The 17,881-nt window shown below is 56.7% G+C and carries 17 protein-coding genes; 4 read left to right on the forward strand and 13 right to left on the reverse strand.

What is annotated here, in order from left to right; genetic code table 11:
* Positions 1–48: 48 nt before the first annotated feature.
* The 6 genes from RBB47_RS08965 to RBB47_RS08990 form a co-directional block, all read right to left on the reverse strand.
* On the reverse strand, positions 49–1,677 hold the full coding sequence (locus RBB47_RS08965; protein WP_305985439.1) for a thiamine pyrophosphate-binding protein: 1,629 nt from the start codon (positions 1,675–1,677) through the stop codon (positions 49–51).
* A gap of 61 nt (positions 1,678–1,738) precedes the next feature.
* A complete protein-coding gene (locus RBB47_RS08970) occupies positions 1,739–2,581 on the reverse strand; it encodes a CoA ester lyase (RefSeq protein WP_305985440.1) in 843 nt (280 codons plus the stop codon).
* A complete protein-coding gene (locus RBB47_RS08975) occupies positions 2,581–3,783 on the reverse strand; it encodes a CaiB/BaiF CoA-transferase family protein (protein ID WP_305985441.1) in 1,203 nt (400 codons plus the stop codon). Before RBB47_RS08975 ends, RBB47_RS08970 begins: the two co-directional genes overlap by 1 nt.
* Positions 3,784–3,798: 15 nt before the next feature.
* On the reverse strand, positions 3,799–5,289 hold the full coding sequence (locus tag RBB47_RS08980) for a tripartite tricarboxylate transporter permease (RefSeq protein ID WP_305985442.1): 1,491 nt from the start codon (positions 5,287–5,289) through the stop codon (positions 3,799–3,801).
* Between the two features lie 35 nt (positions 5,290–5,324).
* Positions 5,325–5,840, reverse strand: a complete 516-nt coding sequence (locus RBB47_RS08985) for a tripartite tricarboxylate transporter TctB family protein (protein ID WP_305985443.1) — start codon at positions 5,838–5,840, stop codon at positions 5,325–5,327.
* 5 nt (positions 5,841–5,845) lie between these two features.
* Positions 5,846–6,784: a tripartite tricarboxylate transporter substrate binding protein gene (locus RBB47_RS08990; protein ID WP_305985444.1), complete on the reverse strand. Its 939-nt coding sequence runs from the start codon at positions 6,782–6,784 to the stop codon at positions 5,846–5,848.
* 135 nt (positions 6,785–6,919) lie between these two features.
* Between RBB47_RS08990 and RBB47_RS08995 the strand changes: the two genes are divergently transcribed.
* Complete coding sequence (locus RBB47_RS08995) at positions 6,920–7,873, forward strand: LysR family transcriptional regulator (RefSeq protein WP_305985445.1); 954 nt, start codon at positions 6,920–6,922, stop codon at positions 7,871–7,873.
* Between the two features lie 58 nt (positions 7,874–7,931).
* On the opposite strand, the gene RBB47_RS09000 is transcribed toward RBB47_RS08995, so the two are convergent.
* Positions 7,932–8,669 (reverse strand): SDR family oxidoreductase, encoded by a 738-nt coding sequence (locus RBB47_RS09000; protein WP_305985446.1) that lies wholly within the window; start codon positions 8,667–8,669, stop codon positions 7,932–7,934.
* A 10-nt stretch (positions 8,670–8,679) separates the two neighbouring features.
* On the reverse strand, positions 8,680–9,576 hold the full coding sequence (locus tag RBB47_RS09005) for a hypothetical protein (RefSeq protein WP_305985447.1): 897 nt from the start codon (positions 9,574–9,576) through the stop codon (positions 8,680–8,682).
* 77 nt (positions 9,577–9,653) lie between these two features.
* Between RBB47_RS09005 and RBB47_RS09010 the strand changes: the two genes are divergently transcribed.
* The gene (locus RBB47_RS09010) at positions 9,654–10,571 is read left to right on the forward strand and encodes a LysR substrate-binding domain-containing protein (protein WP_305985448.1); all 918 of its coding nucleotides are present in this window, start codon (positions 9,654–9,656) and stop codon (positions 10,569–10,571) included.
* 955 nt (positions 10,572–11,526) lie between these two features.
* On the opposite strand, the gene RBB47_RS09015 is transcribed toward RBB47_RS09010, so the two are convergent.
* Complete coding sequence (locus RBB47_RS09015; protein ID WP_305985449.1) at positions 11,527–11,784, reverse strand: hypothetical protein; 258 nt, start codon at positions 11,782–11,784, stop codon at positions 11,527–11,529.
* Positions 11,785–12,090: 306 nt separating this feature from the next.
* On the opposite strand from RBB47_RS09015, the gene RBB47_RS09020 reads away from it, so the two are divergent.
* A complete protein-coding gene (locus RBB47_RS09020) occupies positions 12,091–13,953 on the forward strand; it encodes a BTAD domain-containing putative transcriptional regulator (RefSeq protein WP_305985450.1) in 1,863 nt (620 codons plus the stop codon).
* Here RBB47_RS09020 and RBB47_RS09025 read toward each other — a convergent pair.
* Together RBB47_RS09025 and RBB47_RS09030 are read right to left on the reverse strand one after the other, a co-directional pair.
* Entirely contained in the window at positions 13,912–14,238 is a 327-nt protein-coding gene (locus tag RBB47_RS09025; protein ID WP_305985451.1) for a hypothetical protein, read from the reverse strand. The genes RBB47_RS09020 and RBB47_RS09025 overlap by 42 nt on opposite strands.
* 65 nt (positions 14,239–14,303) lie before the next feature.
* Positions 14,304–14,594: a hypothetical protein gene (locus tag RBB47_RS09030; protein WP_305985452.1), complete on the reverse strand. Its 291-nt coding sequence runs from the start codon at positions 14,592–14,594 to the stop codon at positions 14,304–14,306.
* A gap of 271 nt (positions 14,595–14,865) precedes the next feature.
* On the opposite strand from RBB47_RS09030, the gene RBB47_RS09035 reads away from it, so the two are divergent.
* Positions 14,866–16,254 (forward strand): YcaO-like family protein, encoded by a 1,389-nt coding sequence (locus RBB47_RS09035; RefSeq protein ID WP_305985453.1) that lies wholly within the window; start codon positions 14,866–14,868, stop codon positions 16,252–16,254.
* A gap of 151 nt (positions 16,255–16,405) precedes the next feature.
* Here the strand turns inward: RBB47_RS09035 and RBB47_RS09040 are convergent, their stop codons facing one another.
* Together RBB47_RS09040 and RBB47_RS09045 are read right to left on the reverse strand one after the other, a co-directional pair.
* On the reverse strand, positions 16,406–16,957 hold the full coding sequence (locus tag RBB47_RS09040) for a CAP domain-containing protein (RefSeq protein ID WP_305985454.1): 552 nt from the start codon (positions 16,955–16,957) through the stop codon (positions 16,406–16,408).
* Positions 16,954–17,790, reverse strand: coding sequence for a phosphodiesterase (locus RBB47_RS09045; protein WP_305985455.1), 837 nt, complete (start codon positions 17,788–17,790; stop codon positions 16,954–16,956). Before RBB47_RS09045 ends, RBB47_RS09040 begins: the two co-directional genes overlap by 4 nt.
* Positions 17,791–17,881 lie beyond the last annotated feature (91 nt).

Here is a 17,881-nt window from a genome sequence, read left to right on the forward strand (position 1 = left end):
ATCGCAACCTGTGTATCCAGGTTGTTTAACGTCACGATGATGACGAAGTCATAGCCGCATGCGCGGAACATCGTCCGGATCGAGCTTCAACTCGATCAAAAGCGGCCGGTCGCGCGCTTCAATCGCCAAAAGAGCGGCGTCCAGATCCTCGGCAGAGGCAACCACAAGGCCTTTGCCGCCTAGCGCAGTGGCAACCTCCGCAAAGGAGGGCCAGTCGAACATGGACAAACCCGGATCCATCTTGCGGTCAAGGAACTGAATGTGTTCAGCACCGTAAGCGGAATCGTTACACAGGATTACGATGAGGTCCTGTTTGAGCCTGACGGCCGTGTTGAATTCGTTGACCCCGCCCATCATGAAGCCACCGTCACCGGTGAAGAGCACAACCGGTCTGTCGGGCGCAGCAAGCGCGGCGCCGATTGCTTCCTGCAGACCCAGGCCGATCGATCCGAAATTGACCGTTGCGAGAAAGCTCTTGGGGCCGGGGGCTGAGATCCGGCACCAGACCTCGGTCATGAAGCGCCCACCGTCGGTGGCAAGGACCCGGTCCTTGGGCAGGATTTCCTCGAGCCGGTCGAGAGCATGTTCGAAGTTCACGAAACCGGGTTTGGCCTTTGCCGGATCTCCGGCCGGATGGGCTGTAAGAGCCGGGACGTCCAGTTCTCCTGTAAATCCGCTCGGTGGAATTTCCGCTTCATCGAGCCACCAGACGATGTTATCGGCCGTCAGGCCCGCATCGGCGATCAAGGCTGCATCCGGGTGGTAATTCCGGGCGACTTCAGTACCGCTTTCGTTGACTTGAACCACGCGCTTGTTCTTCATCAGCTTGCCCTGATCGGTGGTGAAATGGTGCAGGCTGGCTCCGAAGGCGACGACGCAGTCGCACTTGTCGATAACCTCATAGGCGGCGGGTGTGCTGAGCGTGCCGAAGATATCGATGTTGTAGGGATGGCCGTTGAAGAGGCCCTTTGCCTTTAGCGTCGTCGCAAGCGGGGCCTCGAGCCGGTCCGCGAGACGGATGATCTGGTCGCGCGCGCTTGTCGCGCCACCACCCGCCAGGATGATCGGGCGCTTGGCCGAGGCGATCATGCCGATGGCAGCATCCACATTGTCTCCTTCGGGCACATAGGCGGGATTGTCGAAAACCTCGAAGACTTTTGTCTCGTGCGTTGCTTCCTGCCACATGTGGTCGGCGGGCATGTTGAGCACGATCGGGCGCTTTTCGATCCGGGCACGGTAAAAGGCGTGGGCGATATCGTAGGAGGCAGTATGCGGCGCGCGGACCTGCTCAAAGCCGGCGCCTGCGACTTTGGCGAGCTCGCGCTGATCGATGTTCTGCAGGTTCTGCGGTGTCATGACGGGCGTATCGCCCGCCAGCAGCACCATCGGGATATTGCCGCGCGCGCCCTCGGCAAGCGCCGTGATGCAGTTGGTGAGAGCCGGGCCGTGGGTTACTGTTGCAACACCCATCCGGCCGGAAACATGGGAATAGGCAAGGGCCATCAACACCGCGCTGCCCTCATAGGCGACCGGCACGAATGTGCCGCCGCAGGCGCGCACATAATGGTCCACCATGAACAGGTTGGCGTCGCCCATGAGACCGAACAGCGTATCGATGTCGTGATCCTGTATAGATCGCGCAATCGACTGAAAGGCATAGGTTTTTTCATCGCTCATTTTCGAACCCGAAGCTTGCTGGTTCACGATTGAATTCGCAGGAACCGGAAGAGAGATGCACTCACCGGTTGGCGGCGATCCGTTTGGCTCGATTTATGAGCGGTAGGTCAATCATTTGTCCAGCCACCTGAAAGACAGCCTTGCCCGAGGTCGCGGCGTCTTCACTGGCCGCCAGCACACGGTCAGCCCAGTCGAGTTCTTCAGCGGTCGGCGCAAAGACCTCGTTCAGCACTTTCACCTGAGCCGGATGAACCGCATAACCTCCCGAAGACCCGAGGCTTCTGGCATAACGCGCCGCGGTTTCCAGTGCGTCCAGATCCCGGAAATCAGCCATGGAGGCCGGGACAACAAGAGGGGAAATATGCGCTGCGCGAGCTGCCTGGATTACGTCGAATCCGGCCCGGCGGAGCAGGTCTTCGCTCGTCTTTGTGCCCATCTCGGTGGCGTAATCCTCGACCCCCAATGTCAGTCCTACCATTCTGGGGGACGCCGCTGCGATTTTTTCCGCGCTGAGCACCGCACCGGGAGATTCCAGCATTGCGACCAATCGGATCGACCCCTTGGCAAGGCCGCGTTCCACCTCCAGTTCGCCCACGACATTGTCGATGGCGGCGACATCGCCGGCGCTGTTGCAACGCGCCAGATGAAGCGCCGAAACACCTGCAATCACCGATGCTTCCAGATCTCGGATCGCGTCCAGCCAGAGCGGATTGATCCGCACCGTCACATCGACGTCAGGCGAGAGCTGCTTGACGGCGTGCGCTAGTGCGTTGCGTGCTTCTGTCTTGCGGTCTTGCGCAATGCTGGCCTCAAGATCAAGCACAACGGCGCTAGCGCCGCGCGATGGAACGCTTTTTACGAAACGGTCTTCCAGAACCGGCACAAAGAGCAGGGACTTCCACATCAGAAAATGCCCCTTTCTGCGAGCAGGGCGCGCTCTTTGGCGTTATAGCCGAGCTCGGCCAGCAAATCGGCCGTATCCTGACCAAGCCCGGGCGCGGGCCGCCGGACCGTCCCGGGCGTCTCACTGAGGCGCGGAAACACCTGGTGCATGGGTAAGCGCTCCATGTCCGGATCGTCATAGTCCTGCAGGACGCCGCGGCCGCGGATATAGGGATGATCAATCAGGTCGGCGATGTCGCAGATGGGGCCGACGGTGACACCTTCGGCTTCGTAATAATCGAGGTTCTCTTCCAGGGTGCGTGTCTGCATTGCCTCTGAAATGATCGCGTCGAGGCTCTCATGGTTCTCCACGCGGGCACGGGACGTCGCATAGCGTGGATCCTCGATAAGCTCCGGTCGTCCAATGGCGTGGGCGAGTTTCTCCCACATGGATTGCATGGAGGCCGACATCACCACGTGTTTGCCATCCTTTGTTGGGTAGAGATTGCGTGGTGCGGCGACGTCGCTGCTGTTGCCGCGCCGGACCGGGCCCTTGCCGGTGGCCTCATAGGCGGCGGCCCAGGGACCGAGAATGCCGAACAAGGGCTCGAACAGGGAAAGGTCGATCACCTGGCCTTTCGTGTCTCCCTTCATGCGCGCGATAACGGCGGCGAGCACCCCGCCAAAGCCGGCCATGCCTGCGACCATGTCGGCCAGCGCCAACGGTGGCAGGAGCGGGGGCTTGTCTTCCCATCCGGTCATGGTGGCAAAGCCCGACATGCCCTCGATCAGGCTGCCAAAGCCGGGCTTCTTGGCATAAGGGCCTGTCTGACCCCATCCGGAAACGCGCGTGATGATCAGGTTCTCGTTGCGTTGCCACAGAACGTCCGGACCGAGGTTCCACTTTTCAAGGGTTCCAGGGACAAAGTTCTCGGTCAGGATATCGGCCGTCTCCACCAGCTTCAGCAGGATTTCGCGCCCTTCTTCGCTGCGAACGTCCAGCGACAGGCTCTTCTTGGAACGGGCATAGACTTTCCACCAGGCCTCGGCTTCGCCGAAACGGCGCAGGTCGTCACCGGTGCCGGGCCGTTCGATCTTGATGACTTCGGCGCCGAAATCGGCCAGCATGTGCGTCATCATGTTGCCTGCCGCGAGACGGGTCATATCGACCACACGCAGCCCGTGGATCGGACCTTCGGCATCTGGGGTGTAGGGCGTTTTCATCGACAATTCCCTTGATTATCCGTCGGAAAGACGTGCGCGGTCGCGGACCAGGATCCAGGCGACGAACGGCGTCGCAACGACAAGGACGAGGGCGAAGACATGATCGAAAATGGCTGCCGGATTGCGGCTGAGCAGCACGACGGACTGCCGGATCGAGAGCTCGATCATTGGTCCGAGCACCAGTCCGATGATGAAACACACCACGGAAATCTCGAGCCGGACCATCAGGTATCCCAGCACTGCGAAACCCAGCATCAGCCAGACTGCAAAGAAGCCGCCCTGGCTGACATATATGCCGACCACGCAAAGCAGCAGTACGATCGGGTAGACCACATAGGGCGGAACTTTGACGATCAGGGCAAAGACGCGGAGGCCAAAGCTGCCAATAACCAGAACCATGACATTCGCCATGATCATCGCGGCAAAGAGGCCATAGATGAGCTGCGCGTCGCGTTGGAAGATCAGCGGACCCGGTGTGACGCCGTGAATAAGGAATGCCCCGACCAGAAGGGCTGCCGTGAGATTTCCCGGAATGCCCAGTGTCAGCAACGGGATCAGGTTCGCGCCGGAAACAGCGGAATTGGCACTCTCGGTGGCTGCGATGCCCTCAGTCGCACCGGTTCCGAGTTTCTCCGGTTGCTTGGAAAATCGCTTGGTTGCTGCATAGCTGAGGAAGGCGGCAAGCGTGGTGCCGAGGCCCGGCAAGGCGCCGATGGCCGTGCCGATCCCTGCACCTCGGAATATCGGCATCTTCAACGCGAGGAATTCGGAGAGGGTTAGCCGGTCTTGCCTGGCTTCCGTGGCGACCGCTTCGACATCGCGGCGACGGTAGTGACGGCCTTCTTGCAGACGCATGATAATTTCCGGCACTGCAAGCACGCCGATGGCAACGGCGGCCAGCGGCAAGCCGTCGAACAGTTCCACAAAGCCGAAAGTGAAGCGGGGCGACGCGGTTTCCGGATCGACGCCGACCGTTGCCAGGAGCGCGCCGAACGCAGCCGCAAAAATTCCTTTTGCCAGGGACTTGCCGGAGAGCGAGGCGATCAGGGTCAGCGATATGATCAGGATCGCGGCAAGTTCCACCGGTCCCGCCTGAAGGGCGAAGATCGCAAGGGTTGGTGCAAGCAGGATAAGCACCAGGTCAGAGCAGCTGTCGCCGACAACGGATGAATAGAGTGCCGTTTGCAAGGCCTTGCGGGGCTTGCCAGACTTGGCAAGCGGATGGCCGTCGAGGGTCGTCGCAGCCGAATGCGGTTCACCTGGCGTGTTCAGAAGGATCGCACCGATGGCGCCGCCAAAGCCACCTCCCTTCATCACGCCGACCAGCATGCCGATCGCGGCAAGCGGGGCCATGGTGAAGGTGAGGGGGATGGCAACTGCAATGGCCATCGGCGCGTTTAGACCCGGGATCGCACCGATCACGATCCCGATCAGGACGCCGAGCGCCACCGACAGGAAAGTGGTCAACGACAAGGCATCCAAGAGGGCGGTGATAATGAAATCCATCAGGGGTTCCTCAGAACGGATCTTTCAACGCGTCTTCACGGGAGCGGCAGGCGCAGGCCCCACCAAAATCCTATGTAGATTGCCAGTGGTGCGGCGACGGCATTGAACAGATAGACCCACAGTGGTGCGCCGGTATGCAGCAACGTGAAAAGAACCAGACCCGCGGGCGCGGCAACGAGAAAACCGACATAGGGTCGTCCGGCCCAGTCTCCGACCCATTGCATAAGTACCAGCATGAAAGCCACAGAGAGCACAGAGGCGGCCAGATAAGCGACGTCTACCCGCGTCAAACCTCGGCCCGGATCGCCATGAATCTTCAGGTTTTGAACCGTCAGCACGGCACCCATGGCGACCATCAACCATGCAAGGGATTTCGGTGCCAGACTTGGTGGCAGGCCGAAGCTGCCGCCGTCATTCACCTGTGCCGGAATAATCCAGAAGATCAGCAACAGACCGAAGCCCGTGATCACAAGACCGAGGACAAGATCCTGGTTGAGTTCCACCGGCCGGGTAGGGCCGGTGGTGCGCTTCGTTCCACCTTTGCCGGCCATTGGAGTCACTCCTTGATGGCGGCCAGGAGCTCTTGATAGGCGACTGCATCTTCGGCAATGGAAGCTGCAGTGGCTGCACCGTCCTGGAAGGTCTCGAAGCCACGAAACTTGTTGTTGACGAAGTCGCGGAACGCTTCGGACTTAACAGCTTCTTCAAGGGCGGATTCGAGCTTTGCCCGCGCTTCCGGATCCATATCCTTCGGGCCAAAGAACACGGCAGCTTCGCTTGCCGCTACATCGTACCCGAGGTTCGACAGCGTCGGAATGGAAGTGTGTTCAGCAATACCTTCCGGGTTCAGGGCAGCAACCACCTTGAGTGCGCCGTCCTCATACATGGGGAGAGCGTTCGAACCGGAAAAGGCAAGGTCGACATGGCCACCAAGGACCGCTTGCCGCGCGCCAGCGCCTCCGCGGGTTGGAACAATGTTCACCTCGATACCCTCTTTGTTACCGATGTATTTGATGATGGCGCGGTCGAGCGGGATGATGGAAGCATAGTTCAGCCAACCGCGATCCTTTGCGGTCGCGATCATCCCGGCCCAGTCATCAAAAGTGGCGTCCTTCGGGCTCGCGAATACGGTACGGTAGCCATGCGTGGTGGCAACGAAGTCTACATCGTCTGCCGTGTAAGCAACATTGCCGGTAAGCGGCGTAAAGGCAAAGGTTGTCGCAACCGCGAAACCGATCGTGTAGCCGTCAGGCTTCTGCCTGCGTACATATTCGGTAGCGACAGCACCACCGGCGCCCCCCTTGTTTTCAACGATCAGTTTCTGGCCCAGGATGCTTTCCATCTCGGTTGCAAGAATGCGCGCAGCAGTGTCGCTGCCACCGCCTGCGCGGAAACCGACGACGAGCGTGATCGGCTTGTCGGGATATTCGGCATAGGCCGGAGCGACCATCGTGAACGCGGCGGCTGCGGCCAGTATGGTTCTCAAGATTTTCATGTGTCTCCTCCCGGAAATTCCGCCGAAGTTGATCCGGCGTCTGATGCCGGACACTAGGTGACTTTCACGTTAGCGAGAAATACAATATTAGAATACTGACTATTTCAAAATGCAATGGCTTTGGAGGCTGTATACGTGATCGAGAATAAGCACCTGCGCAGCTTTCTGCGGGTTCTGGATCTCGGTGGGTTCTCGCGCGCTTCCCGCTCTCTCAACATCGCCCAGCCGGCGTTGAGCCAGCACGTACGGCGTCTCGAAGAGCAACTCGGCGTCGCTCTTCTGATAAGAGGTGCTCAGGGCGTTACACCAACGCGCGCAGGGCGCCAGTTTGCAGAAAAAGCGCGCGCCATCCTGGATATGGTCGATAGTGCGGAGCGTCAGTTCAAAGGGGGACCGGACACATTGTTCGGTGAGGTGTCACTCGGTCTTCCAGGGTCTGTCTGTCCTGTTCTGGCGAGCCCGGTTATCGTTGCGGCAAAACAGCAGTTTCCGAACATACGGCTGATCGTTTCCGAGCTTATGAGCGGAGATCTTGCGGACATGCTGCGCGAAGGCCGCATGGACATTGCTGTCCTGTTCAATGTCCTGGAGACCGACGACTTCACCTCATGTCCGCTCGCGGTCGAAAACCTTCACCTCGTGGGTGCGCCGGCAGACCGCCTTCTTTCCGGGGAAACTGTCAAGGCGGGTCAAATCTCCAAATTGCCCTTGGTCGGAACGCGGCCGCCGCACGGATTGCGGCTGCTGGTCGAACGATGGTCCAACGAAACCGGGATTCCACTCGATTTCGACGTCGAAGCCGATGCGCCGGCAGTTTTGACCAACATGGCCGCGGAAGGGGTGTGTTATTCCATCCTGTCGCCCGCCGCGATCCAGCGGGACCTTGAGACAGGACATCTTGCCAGCGCCAGGGTGGTCGATCCGCCAATTGAACGCACAGCGTGCCTATGCAGTTCCAAGCGATTGGCCCCGGACCCCGCACGTACCGCGATTTTCGACCTGGTCCGGGAAACCGCGCAAGAAATGCTGAAGACCGGCGTATGGAGTGCAACTCCATTCGAGCCAAAAGAGGCGAAGCAAGTGCCCTGACGGGATTCAAAATGGCTATACGCAGGAAAGTGCTGCGGTGCTTTTGAATGTTCCTCAACTAGCGCGTGGCGTATTGACGGATCATGTGTCCGCCGTCGACGTCGAGGATTTGTCCAGTCAGATAACCGTTCGTCAGTGACGACAAGACTGCATGCGCAATCTCGGTCGGAACACCAACGCGTCCGACCAGCAAACTTTCACCCGTGCTCTGATACATTGCTTCGCGTGCGTCATCGGGCATAGAGGAATAGGCTTCGGAGCGGACCATGCCGGGCGACATGCAGTTGACGCGCACATTGGGACCAAGCTCCAGCGCCATGGCACGCGTCAGAGCCTCGACCGCTCCGTTGACGGCTCCGAGGCCGGCGCAGTTTTCGCCGGGGCGGCGGCTGAGGACACCTGAAAACAGCATGATTGATCCGCCAGAACGTATCTTGGGCAACACCTCGCGCGCGGTAACGTATGGCCCGAAGAATTTGGCATCGAACATTGCGCGTAAAGGCCCTGTTTCTGCCGTCGCAAAGGGTCCGTGAGCTGCGCTGGACGCTGAGATGACCAGGTAGTCGATCTCCGGCAAGGCTGTGGCCCAGGCTTTCACGGCGGCCTCGTTGGTCATGTCAACCTCGGTGTGGGCCGTGCCATTGCCAATCTCTTCGGCGGCCATGGCAAGCCTGGAGGCATTTCGGCTTGCAAGAATGACCTTTGCGCCCTGATGAGCAGCCATTTCTGCGACTGATCGTCCGATACCGGAGGCACCGCCGACAACCAGGATGGTTTTTCCTTCAAGAGTGAACATCACGATTTCCTTATTCTGCGGAGAGTTCCAGAACGCGAGCCGGTTTGGCCTTTCCCTCGAGCATTCCGCCGGTGGTCAGCACGATGTAGCTGCGCCCTCGCTTGGTCACGGCCGTACATCCGTCACAACCCTGTGCGAGCAACGTTGACATGTTTCCGCTCGGATCGACCGCCAGCAATTTCTCGGCATGGGTCGTGAAAATCACGCGGTCGCCATCGATCCAAAAATCATCGATCGGACCAGTTTGCGCGAACATCTCGATATCCGAGCATGGCTCTCCAGCCCTGACGGAGACGGTGTAAATCGCGCCGCGGCCGCTGTTTGACATCAACAAACGATCGCCGTCCAACTTCAGTCCGTTGACACCTGGTATCGAAGAGGGAAGGTCCGGGTTCTGTGCCAAGGTTTCATGTTTCAACCAGGCTGCGACGGATTTCGATTTCGGGTCGTAGACCCAGATCTTTCCTGCAATGGAATCGGCGATCAGAACGCGCCCGTCCGGTAGCGCGGTCATGCCGTTCAGGAAGAGGGCATCAGGCATCATTATTGTGTCGATCACCGCGCCGGTGCTGTCCAGATGAAGCAGTTGCTGGGTCCGGGTAAAGCTGGGCCCTTCGGTGAAAGATGTCCCATGTGCAGCAATCAGGTATCCGTCGCCTTGACTTAAGATACTGACTGGATGCACCTCCAATGTCGTGAAGGTGCTTTGCACATTTTCGGCGTTCAGTCTCAGCAGCTCTCGCCCAAAGTAACTGGTGACCGTCAGGTCGCCGTTCTCTGAAGTGGTAAGGTTTTCCAGAAAGGTCCCGGCAGGAAACTCGGCGAGTGTCCTGGCAGTCTCAGACAATGCAGGCGTCGTGCTCAAGAGTGTGGCCAGAAGCAATCCTGAGAGTTTCCAAGTCGACATAGGTGTCTCCCAATCCGTGTCTGCGAAAGGACTAGTCAGGAGATTGCCATAAGTGAAATGCATAATTATCATGCAGTATGCATCAGAATAATCTTCGTTCGATTGATCTGAACCTGCTCAAGGTTCTGAGTGAAATAGAAAGACAGGGTAGCGTGACGGGCGCAGCGCACGCCCTGGGTTTGGGACAGCCAGCAGTGAGCCAGTCCCTTGCAAGGCTACGCGCAACATTGCAGGACGACCTCTTTGTGCGCGGACCGAACGGCATGACCCCAACTCCCCGCATGCTTGAACTGATCGGGCCCATGCGCACTGCTCTCGACCAGATCGAAGACACGCTTTTCGGGTCGCAAACCTTTGATCCATTAGCCACGGACACGCGGTTTATGGTCGGCGCAACGGACTACACCGCTGTTATGCTCGGTTCCAGGATCATGCAGATCCTGGCTTTGGAGATGCCCCAGGCAAATCTTTCGATCCTGCGCACAGACAAATTCGATGCGGAAAAAATGCTCGCAAGTGGCGAAGTCGACATTGCACTTGGCATGTTCCCGAAGAAGGGCGACTGGATAAAGCGCAGGCGCTTGTTCAGCGAGCGTCATGTCTGTGTCTTCAATCCGAGCCTGTTGACGTTGCCAACCCGCTTGAGTGTCGAAGACTATGTTGCACATGACCATCTTCTCATCTCGCTCGATGGATCGCCCAGCGGGTTTGTGGATGGCATTCTGGAGACGCTGGGTCATCGGAGACGCGTTGCAATCACCTCTCCGTATTTCCTACAAAGCGCCTATATCCTTGAAAGCCTTCCTTTAATCGCCACACTTCCGGAGCGCTTCGTGCGCTGTTGCCCGAGCCTCTCCCACATGGCGTTGAGAGATTTGCCGTTTGATGTGCCGAGCTTCGACATTTCCGCTGCCTGGCGCGGGGGCGATGAACGCAATCCCAGACTGGCGGCTTTGATCAAGGTTGTTTTGGAGGCGGCCCGGCAAAGCGATTGAGTTCGGCGTTGCAGCGAAGAACGGTCCGTTTTACCGAAAGATAGGCGCACTGGTTGCGCGTAAAGTGACTGTTAGTCATTCAATCGCAGCCCTTGATATCCAATGTTGAGAGTTTGTCGAGAGCGGATATCGTCGAAAAAACAACGCTCTCCGAAAGCTGAATTTTTTGATTGTTTGGTCAAGTTTTAAAGCAAATCTTTTGTGCGGTGCAAGATTCGAGGAAAGATTAACTTATTCACATCTTATCAACATCTACGTATTCAGCTGTTGAAAGTCACGAATTCTACTGGACCTCAACGGCAGATGAGAGCACCATAATACCCACTACTGGTTCGGAACCGATGGCGGGGTGGCAACCGCATAACGGCCCGAAACGCCAGTAGCCCATGCCGGGGCTGGTGAGCAATCCGTCACACGATTGTGCAAGCAGGTTTCCGGGTGCCACATGGGATGCGCCGGACGCATTCACGTGAAGCGAAGGGCGTCCCGGTAGTCCGGTTAGCGGCGGGTAATCCGCAAGATCGGCGCGGACTTGAGATCATTCGGTCTTATGGCCGTGGGCCAGGAGTTCTCTGACGAGGGTTCTGGTCAGTGTAAAAGCGGAGAGTTTTGGCGCGTGTCGACTGCTCAGCGTCATGAGTCAAAGCACAATCTTCCTTTCACGCAGGGGGGCGCTGGTTTCGGCCAGCGTCCTTTTTCTTTGCCAATTTTGTGAGTGGCTCAGTTGGAAAGGCACAGCCAGGCAAGCGCCGCGAGCCTTTGAGTGCAGCGCGCTATCGAAAATACAAATGGCGTGAGGGTAGATGGGCTCGTGCCGACGTCCAGGTCGCAGAGCCGAGCGGCAAGGCAGAGGAGACTGGTACCTCTTGCCATTTGCGCTTAGTGCAAACTAACGGGAAAATCACCGGCCCAATCCCGCAGGCCGGTGCTTTCCGTTTCTGCGTGAGAAGTACCTTTAGACTCTTTCGGCCTTGCTTTGTTCAGCGTTCGACTGACCGACCATCAGCGGAGTGATTTTGGTTTTCAAAATCATGTCCAGTTCTTCGGAGCCGTCTTCCAGCGATTGGAGCGCCATGTCGAGGCAGTAGGAGCAGAACGTGCGTCCGTCCTTGTCCGCCTCTTTTTTCGTGTAGCGGATCATCCGCTTGATCGCTTCGACCGCTGGTTCCTGCTCAACCGCAGGGCGATCTGATTTAGTGACTGTCTTTGACATTATACTACCCACCAGTATTCGATTTTCATTTCGCAGCATAGCTGCCGTAACCATCCAAGAGAAGCATGATGTTGCAGCGTGACATGAGCGTGATAAGGTATTGTTGTAGTTCAGGTTGTGTGGCATTCGCGGTTGCGTTTCCAAGCTTCTGACAACGTGTGATTCAAATACGGGGAATTGATGGCAAACGCCTCCTGCTTTGCATGTCTTGGGCGTCCTTTGCTCCTGAGCAAGAACGAAGAACCTGTAGCAGTCAAAACTCGTAAAGCATTGGCGATTATGGGTTATTTGAGCCGCGTAAGCGGCATGAGTTCGCCGAGGGAATCACTCGCCGACTTGCTGTGGAGCAGTGCCGAGCGGGCCAAGGCCATGCAGTCTCTCCGACAGGCCTTGCGCCAGTTGAAGACGGCTGAAGAGGAAGCGGGATTCGATGTTGTCCAGTCCTCGAGCGGGCACGTAAAACTCGATCAATCTGCATTTTCATGCGACCTGACACAGCTTTTGCTGCTGTTAGAGAACGGCCGGGCAGAAGATTTCCGGAAGGCTGAAGAGCTCTGGCGTGGAGATTTTCTGGCTGGATTCGACGATATCGATCCGGAGTTCTCCGACTGGCTTCAAGTTGAGCGGGAGCGCGTACGCTCCGAGGTGGTTACAGCCGCATTCAGGCATCTGAACCAGATTTCGACAGTCGACGGCGGACTTCAGGTCGAGGCCGGTGCACGCTTCCTGTTGAAAATTGACCCAGCGCTCGAAGCAGCTCACCGCGTTCTGATCCGCCTTTACCTGAAACTTGGTCAGCGCGAACGCGCCGAACAGCAACTCAAAACCTGCGAGCGCGAGATGCGCCTGCATCTGGACGCCGAGCCCGATCAGGAAACACGGGCCCTTTTGGTGGAAGACGCCCCGTCCGGCGAGGCACCATTAGTGGCCAGCAGCGACAGCGCGACCAGCTCCGTTGTCCTCAACAACAACGACAACGTCATTCGCTTGCCGGAAATCTCGATTGTCACCACCGCGCTGACGGAAGGGACAATGATTGACGCCCGAAATCTCAAAGATGAGATCGTGGCTGGGTTGTCGTCGTTCAGATCGTATGACCTCTATCAGGCTGAATATTTCGGCGATGCTTCCATGCCCGATTCGACCCTCGTGCAAGGTCACGATCTTGGGAGTTACCTGCTTCGCTTCCGGCATAACGAACGAAATGGCAAGATTGCAATTCAATACGAAGACAGAACCGATGGGCGGATCATCTTCAACGAGATTGTGGATCTGACGCAGTGGGAGAGCTTGCAGGCTGCCGCAAGTCAGACAATCAGCCGAATTCATTTGTTTACGACCGGAAAGCTTAGAAATCCGAGCAACAGCGCGGCGTTTGCCCGCTGGTGTCAGGCTGAGGCGCTGATGTGGGACTTTGATCCCCAGTCGGATTGGAAAGCGCTGCAGCTGCTCAACGAGCTGGAGGAGAAGCACAGCAACTTCTCAATGGTTTTTTCCGCAAAAGCCATGATCAACATGAAACAGCTGACCCACTATCCGATCGAAAATCAGCAACTGGGTTTGGCCATGGACGAGATCCTGTCACTCAGCGAGCACGCTGTGATGCTTGATCCCTGGCAGCCCATGAACCAGCGCGCCTATGGTTGGGCTCTGATGCAGTCCAATATGTCGGATCAGGCAAGAAGGGCTTTCTTGCAGGCGGGCCGTCTCAATTCCGTGGATCCTGCAAACCTGATGTCCGTTGCAGAAGGACTTGCCCTGTCGGGAGACGTGCAGCAGGCAAAGGAAAAAGCACAGTTGGCCATGTCCTTGTTTACGACAGTGCCGCGGGTCTTTTTCGAATATTACTCGAACATTCTGTTTGCAGCCGAAGACTATGAAGCTTCATTGCAGTTCATTGAAAAAACATCACTGAAGAGCATGTCCGGACTGACGACGCGGATTGCGGCACTCATTTGCGCCGGAAAAGAACGCGAAGCCCTGGAAGTGCTTCAACGATACAATGACCGATACGCGAACGTGGTTCAAAACACGGGGTTGGGTCAGCAGGACCCGGATGAATGGGGCAAACAGGTCAACTTCTTTCAAGATCCCAAGACGCGCCAGAACTACGAGAAGGGCGTGGATCTAGTTAAGCGGTTTTTCTTTGGAGATCGCGCCTGTTTCTGATGATGCGTCTGAAAACATCCCCGCCACAGATGCCAGGTACTCGCTGTCGCCTTCTGACAACCGGCTTTGATTGAGGCGGTAGGGCAACGCCACGGGATTGTGGTGATCACCGTCAACGATTTCAAACTGGATGAGGCTGGTCACCTGCTTCGGCAGCCCGATTTCGGCAAGCGTTTTTTCCGGCGCGCTTTTCAGTTTCCGGAATTTGTCAGGATCAAGCCGTGCTTCGGCCAACAATCTCCCCAGAGCGGCGATGTTTCGTTGATGATAGGGAAAGCGCGCCATCAGATAATCCTCGCCTTTGGGAAAACAGTTAAGCCCAGCAGACGTGGTCTGCTGGGCTGCAACTTTTACTCAGGAATGTCGTCATACATGCAGGTGCCGAGCGCAAGTCTTCCGAGTTCTTCGAAATAAGACTCGTCACCGGTTTCAACACGATGCGCATCGATTTCAGCCGGAACGATGAGGTGAACCAGGTCGGCTGTGTCGGCATAAATTGTGACGTCTGCTTTGACACCGATTTCGTTCAAAACTTCACTTGGGTTTTCAACGAGCTGCTCGCGAGAAGCAGTATCCTGGATGATGGCACCAAGTTTCGCGCCAATTTCCATTTCACTTTTTGATGTCGTTCCTGCGTGCATAGTGAGCCTCCTGAAGTTAAAGTTGCTTTTTGACTTAGCAGGTGGGTGGATGGTCACGTCGCTAAGTCGAAATAAGTCAAACTTTAGTAAAAATTAATTAGATAACTATTTTTACTGTTGCTTGACCGCTTTCGAGAAGACTATAGAACGAAGAAAAAATATTGCTCAATAGAGGGAAAGTCTTTTTGCAATCAATGCAATTGTAAGGCGAGGGCAAGTATTTTGAAGATACTTAAGTGCACTTAATCCGAAGAGCAGAAAGGAAGCGGTCATGAGGGCAGATCAGACGGATGGACCGCATCTATCGGACCAGGTGAAATCTGATCTGAGGCGAGTAGGTCTATTGCTGCCAAGCACGCATCCTCAATCATCCGACGTCGAGCAAGTGCATGGCGATCTGGGTTTGTTTTTGCCGCTGCTTGCTCGATATGATGTGCGCTTGGTGCCTTTCGCGAGAAAGGGCTGCCCGATCCGTTTTTGCACGGCTATTCTGAAGCAGCAGCGTGGTGAGAGCCGTGCCGAATTGAGCTTGCCGAAACCTATTCCAGCAGGCGGGCAAGGCAACACGTTAGTTGTTGCAGCTCTTGGTTGTTTGGGGGAACTAGCTGAGCGATTGAGTCTTTGTTCGCTTGGGCAGGACGATCCGCGGGGTAAGGCTCGTGAGGGCCTGCTACCAGAAGTAGAAATTGCAAAGGTCTTCGGCTTAAGTGAAACTCCTTTAGGAAACTCTGATGCACATGTTGGGCCAGTTGGCGGCAAATCTGCTAAGGGCGAGGCCAGTTGGCGGGAAGTGCCAGAAAATCTGGTTGATTTGACGCTGCTCGGAGGAGGGGGCAAGGCTCAATTTCCGAGCACTGGTGTTCTGTTCGGCGATCTTGGAGGTATTGCCAATAAGAAGGCCGGATTTGCCTCCACGGTCGGCTGCGCAGTTTGGAGCGATCGCGACGGCGCAAGAAGCCGGGCGCTATTGGAATTGGTTGAGCGGGATGCCGTAGCGCAAGCCTGGTACAACCGCCTGGGGATAACTCGACTGAATCAGGATCAAGTTAGGTCGATTTTGCCGGATTTGCTCGTCGAATTTTTGGAGCAGGAGTCTCGTCAATGGACACTCTGCAGGGTTGATACGGACCTTTGTGCTCATGCAATGATTGCGGTCTCCTGCGAGGCCGACGGAAAAAATGCGGCATTTGGCTCGGCGGCAGGTTGGACGATGACCGAAGCCGCCAATGCTGCTCTCCGGGAAATGCTTCAATCGGAAAATGCGCTTCAGTTAATGGCAAGGGCATATCCCGAGCACGACGGAAAACCCTCCAAACGACTGACGCCTCCGAGACAGCTCGTCTACGCGCGGCAAAAATCCATTCTTGATGACTTGCCGTTTGCTTGGAACGGCCCTTTTTGTGACGAGCAACTGGATAGTACCAGATTTACTTACGAAGATCTTGTGCAAAGCTGCTTGGAACAGGGCCTTGAAATCTGGGAGTTCGACGCAACACGGCCCGATCTGAATATTCCATGCATAAAGCTGCTGTCCAAGGATCTATGCAGTTGGGAGCCCAGGTTTGGCAAACGAAGACTGTTTGAGGGAGTTGTTGAGCGCGGATTGCGGGCCCAGCCTGCTACAGAGGCTGAATTCGCACGCCGGCCATTCCCATTTTGAGGCCGTCGTAGAAGAAGCAATTGACAGGGTGCAGGCCTGGCAGTAGAAAAACCTGACTCTCGAACTCAGCTTTTTTTGAGGCGAGTGTCCGGGCGATAACTGGGTCGTCCGATCTCTGGAAGAAACTGGGCGGGGACAAACCCGCCCTTTTTTATTGCGGCGCCGGACGACCATCCGACACGGGTCTAGAAAGCGTCATGACCCAGAAATTGCGCCACTTGCCGTCGTTGCGGTTTGTCCTGGCGATGCCAACCCTTGTGACATAGGGATTAAGCAGATTTTTGTTGTGACCTGCTGATCCTTGCCAACCCCGGAAGGCGGCTGGGAGATCCGCATACCCCGCCCCAAGATTTTCCGCGCCTGCATAGTTTGCGTAGCCGGCCTTGTCGAGCCTCTGTGACAGGCCAAAGGCACTGTGTGCCCATGTGTCCATACTGTCCCGCTCGGCGATATGCCGTGCCATGTTTTGTGAAACGCCATCGAGCGCAGCGTCATGTCGAAGAGCGGGAAGTCCGTTTTCTTGTCTGTAGGCATTGATCAGCGACAGCATTTGAGAGGTGTTGACGGGCTGATCTGTCAGGACGGTCGTGTCTTCCAGATCGCTTCCACCCGGCAGAACTCCGCATGCCGTAATAGCAAAGCAGGTAATGACTACAAACAAAAAACGCGTCGATAGAGTGCGCATGGCGGCAAGTTGGTTCACATCTCGTCTCCGGGCCAGGTGACGCCTTCGTCGGCAAAGAAATGGTACGGGCCCGGGAAATTCTCAACATAGGCCATGTGCGTTACGATTCCGGTCTTTTCCGTATGGTAATGCAGGAAGTATGCGGCCGGTTCGAAATTGAACATGGCAGCCCCATCAGGTGAAAGATCAAGCGCAACCTGATGGCCGGTGCTGGGCGCCAGCGTCATGACCTTACCAGCAAAACTGGTGATGATCGGCCTGTGGATATGGCCACAGAGTATCCTGTCGACATGAGCGTGTGGTTTAAGCACCTCTTCCAGCGCATCCGCGTCGATGAGCCCCATATTGTCCATATGAACAATACCGGACAAAGAAGGCGGATGATGAAGCGCGACAAGGGTCGGTTTCGTGCTTTCCCTCAAGGTGGCGTCCAGCCAGGTGAGCTGTTCCTGGCCCAATTGTCCTTGCGGGCGACCGGGAAGATGGGAATCGAGAGCGACAAGGCGTACCGCCCCGATTGTCGCGGCATAGAAGATCTTGCCATCCTTGGTCCCCTGGAGCCCGGGAAAGTCGGCCATCTCCCGGCGCATACCGTCGCTGCTATCGTGGTTTCCCGGCATCAGGTAGACCGGTGCTTCCAGCCTGGAGAGCAACTCCCGCGCGACCGCGTATTCTCTTGGATCGCTGCGGTCCGTGAGATCGCCGGTGACCACAATCGCATCCGCCTTTGGGCTGAGCGCCTGCAGGGACCGTATTGCGCGCTCGGCCATCATGTTTGTGTCCGAAACCCGGTAGCAGGCTAAGCCTCGCGGACGAAGATGCAGGTCAGTAATCTGTGCAATCAGTGTCATCGGAATTCTCGAAGACTCATTTTGGGTTCATTGATACCGGACGATAGCCTAGCGCCGGGTGAGGGCAAGCACTTGTTTCCCTTTTTGTAAA

The sequence above is a fragment of the Roseibium sp. MMSF_3544 genome (assembly GCF_030732845.1).
In the GTDB taxonomy this organism is placed as follows: Bacteria; Pseudomonadota; Alphaproteobacteria; order Rhizobiales; family Stappiaceae; genus Roseibium.

Excerpts from the sequence above, each read along its gene's own strand:
- RBB47_RS08965 (WP_305985439.1), bottom strand. The coding sequence starts at position 1,677 with ATGAGCGATGAAAAAACCTATGCCTTTCAGTCGATTGCGCGATCTATA.
- RBB47_RS08970 (WP_305985440.1), bottom strand. The coding sequence starts at position 2,581 with ATGTGGAAGTCCCTGCTCTTTGTGCCGGTTCTGGAAGACCGTTTCGTA.
- RBB47_RS08975 (WP_305985441.1), bottom strand. The coding sequence starts at position 3,783 with ATGAAAACGCCCTACACCCCAGATGCCGAAGGTCCGATCCACGGGCTG.
- RBB47_RS08980 (WP_305985442.1), bottom strand. The coding sequence starts at position 5,289 with ATGGATTTCATTATCACCGCCCTCTTGGATGCCTTGTCGTTGACCACT.
- RBB47_RS08985 (WP_305985443.1), bottom strand. The coding sequence starts at position 5,840 with ATGGCCGGCAAAGGTGGAACGAAGCGCACCACCGGCCCTACCCGGCCG.
- RBB47_RS08990 (WP_305985444.1), bottom strand. The coding sequence starts at position 6,784 with ATGAAAATCTTGAGAACCATACTGGCCGCAGCCGCCGCGTTCACGATG.
- RBB47_RS09000 (WP_305985446.1), bottom strand. The coding sequence starts at position 8,669 with ATGTTCACTCTTGAAGGAAAAACCATCCTGGTTGTCGGCGGTGCCTCC.
- RBB47_RS09005 (WP_305985447.1), bottom strand. The coding sequence starts at position 9,576 with ATGTCGACTTGGAAACTCTCAGGATTGCTTCTGGCCACACTCTTGAGC.
- RBB47_RS09010 (WP_305985448.1), top strand. The coding sequence starts at position 9,654 with ATGCATCAGAATAATCTTCGTTCGATTGATCTGAACCTGCTCAAGGTT.
- RBB47_RS09015 (WP_305985449.1), bottom strand. The coding sequence starts at position 11,784 with ATGTCAAAGACAGTCACTAAATCAGATCGCCCTGCGGTTGAGCAGGAA.
- RBB47_RS09020 (WP_305985450.1), top strand. The coding sequence starts at position 12,091 with ATGAGTTCGCCGAGGGAATCACTCGCCGACTTGCTGTGGAGCAGTGCC.
- RBB47_RS09025 (WP_305985451.1), bottom strand. The coding sequence starts at position 14,238 with ATGGCGCGCTTTCCCTATCATCAACGAAACATCGCCGCTCTGGGGAGA.
- RBB47_RS09030 (WP_305985452.1), bottom strand. The coding sequence starts at position 14,594 with ATGCACGCAGGAACGACATCAAAAAGTGAAATGGAAATTGGCGCGAAA.
- RBB47_RS09035 (WP_305985453.1), top strand. The coding sequence starts at position 14,866 with ATGAGGGCAGATCAGACGGATGGACCGCATCTATCGGACCAGGTGAAA.
- RBB47_RS09045 (WP_305985455.1), bottom strand. The coding sequence starts at position 17,790 with ATGACACTGATTGCACAGATTACTGACCTGCATCTTCGTCCGCGAGGC.